2 protein-coding genes and 1 pseudogene are annotated in these 2,577 nt (G+C 65.2%); 1 reads left to right on the top strand and 2 read right to left on the bottom strand.

The genetic code is table 11. The annotated features are described in order from the left end of the window. The coding region (locus tag ACZ4NT_RS39090) for a hypothetical protein (protein WP_467730179.1) at positions 1–190 on the bottom strand (190 nt) is incomplete at its 3' end. A gap of 819 nt (positions 191–1,009) precedes the next feature. Beyond that, positions 1,010–1,380 (bottom strand): annotated as a pseudogene (locus tag ACZ4NT_RS39085) (integrase core domain-containing protein); the annotation flags it as partial. Between the two features lie 142 nt (positions 1,381–1,522). On the opposite strand from ACZ4NT_RS39085, the gene ACZ4NT_RS39080 reads away from it, so the two are divergent. After that, positions 1,523–2,071, top strand: coding sequence for a Uma2 family endonuclease (locus ACZ4NT_RS39080; RefSeq protein ID WP_467730181.1), 549 nt, complete (start codon positions 1,523–1,525; stop codon positions 2,069–2,071). Positions 2,072–2,577: the final 506 nt, after the last annotated feature.

Here is a 2,577-nt window from a genome sequence, read left to right as displayed (position 1 = left end):
TTGGTCGACCGCGGACCTCCGACACCATCGTGGTCGCGTAGTTGTAGTCGTCGTTTTGGCGGGCCCGCATGAAGCTGGCCTTGTCCCACTCGATCTGGGATGGGTTGGTGGCGCGGGTCCGTCGGGTGTTCGTGGAGGACCCGGACTCGCCGGTGGTGTCGAGGCGGATGTGGGCTCTGGGGCTGTACAAGTCCGTCGCGCTGGTGGTGTTCCTGCTGCGGCGGAACCCGGTCCATGAGGCGGCCGCAGAGTTGTTCGGGATCTGCCCAGGCCGCGGTTTCCCGGCAGTGGGCGGCCCTGCTGCCGGCGGTCGGGGAAGGTCTTGGCCTGCCGCGTTCCCGATCCGGCGGAAACCTCGGTCGGGCGGATTGGGCTGGTCGACGGCACCCTGGTCACCACGTGGGACTGGGCCAGCGAGGGCACTGCCCTGTTCTCCAGCAAGTACCGCGACACCGGCTTTTCAACCTGCAGGTCGCCGCCACCCTGGCCGCGGACGTCCTCGCAGTCTCCGCGCCCGTCCCATGCTCCCGCCACGACATGCATGCCTGGCGTCAGTCAACTTCCCCGAGGCCTTCACGGAACGGGAGGGTATGGGCAACTTTGGCTACGTCGGCTCCGGACTGCTCATGCCCAGGCGCAAGCCGCCCGGCTAGGACTGGCAATTTTCGCCGCCCGCTACCGAAGCCCCCTCACCCGCTTCGCCTCGTTGCCAAAACCGTCATCGCCCTCGCCTTCTACAAGAAGAGCTGGCGAAACCCCCGTGAATAGCTCTCCAGGTCGATGCACCGTTCGCGAAACGCCGGCAGCCGAAGGCCTCGTCGATGAGTATGTCCTCGGGGTTGCCGGACAGCGACATCCTGCGTGCGGGCTTTGCTAACCCCTGGCTCTTCGTCCTGGTCGGCGGCGGTGACGGTCGGGCTCATGCGCCGTGGCCTTTCTGGGGCTGGCTGGTGCGGTGGGAAGGGCGCTCTCAGCAGACAGCCGGCCGTGAAGGTGGGGAGCAGGCGAGCTAGTTGTATCGACCCGCAGCTTTGTTTACGTGGGCTGATCGGTGGCTGGCCGCCGAGTGCGGTGTGGCAGCGGTGGTGGTTGTAGGTGTGCAGGAAGTCTGCCGGGGCTGCGATGCGTTCGGTGTTGCTGGTGTAGGGCCGTAGGTAGGCCCATTCGTCGAGCAGGGTGCGGTTGCAGCGTTCGACCTCGCCGTTGGTGGCACTTGTAGCAGGATCCGTTGTCGGTCAGGACGCGTTCGACGGTGATGCCGTGAGCCTGAAAGAACGCGTTGGCCCGCTGCCAGAAGCCAGCGGCGGTGTGCTGGCGTTCATCGGACAGGGCCTCGCTGTAGGCCAGGCGGGAGTGGTCATCGACGGTGGCAGCGGCAAACTCTTGGCGCTGCCCGGCCAGCAGCGGCATCAACTACGCTGTCACGAACCGATCGACCGCGTCCGCTAGCTGGGATCAAGGCCTTGACTGACCCTCTTCGAGACACCTGGAGGAAGCCGTGACTGCCGAACTCCCCGACTGGATGATCCCGCCCAGGCCGAGCGGCTGGGAAGCCGACGATCTCGACCACCTTCCCCAAGCGCCGCGGCATACGGAACTCATCGACGGAGCCCTTATCTTCATGGTGTCGCCGCAGCGTTCCTGGCACTCCAGGCTCGTGGAGAACCTGACCTTCGCGTTGCGACGGGCTGCCCCTGATGGGTTCGAGACCGAGCGTGAAATGACCATTCGGCTCGACAAGAAGAGCCGCCCCGAGCCGGACATCCTAGTCACTACCGCGCCGTACGATCCCGATCGAACGTGGTACGCGCCCGCAGACGTGGCGTTGGTCGTCGAGGTCGTCTCGGAGGAGTCCGCGCACCGTGATCGATCCTTGAAGCCTTTCAAGTACGCGCAGGCCAAAATCCCCCACTTCTGGCGCATCGAAGATGAGGCGGGCGTCCCCGCTGTTCACATCTATGAGCTCGACGGGATGACCGGCACATACGTGGCCACCGGCATCCATCGAGGGCGATTGAAAGTCTCCGTTCCCTTCCCTGCCGACATTGGAATCGACAGGCTCGTGCCCTGACGATCTGCCTTCACTGGCAGCCGCGAGGCACACGGCCTACGGGACGGCGACCCCGACGTCTACGCCAGATATGGGGTGCGGCGCACGGTCGTCATCAACGCCCTGCACGGGCTGGACGTCATCGATATCCGCGCCGTCGACGCCGTGCTGGAGATGCTGTTCTGATAACCGCCGCCGGCCCAGACCGTTGGTCACGCTGGGATGTGGCACAGCCAGGTCATCGAGCAGAAGTTTGCCGCAGGTGATGTCGTGCACGTTCGCGGAGGTGACTAGGACGGCGGTCTTGGTGATTGACGTGAGCGGGTTGGGGCTGGCCCGGGCTCTGTAGAAGATCTGCCAGGCCTTGGGTCGGGCGTAGGGCCCGCTGGACGGGGAAGGGGAGCCGTGCGTGTGCTCGGTTGACGCTTGCCTGGGGCTTGACCCCGAATATTGAACACGTCTATGCGGCTTGGGCCAGGGTAGTTGTTGCTGATGGCAAGGCGTTCTCGTAGGCGACCGGAGATCGT

Source organism: Streptomyces sp. NPDC026417 (genome assembly GCF_055567695.1).
Note: the sequence above shows the minus strand (reverse complement) of the source record. Positions and strands in the feature narration are given on the sequence as shown.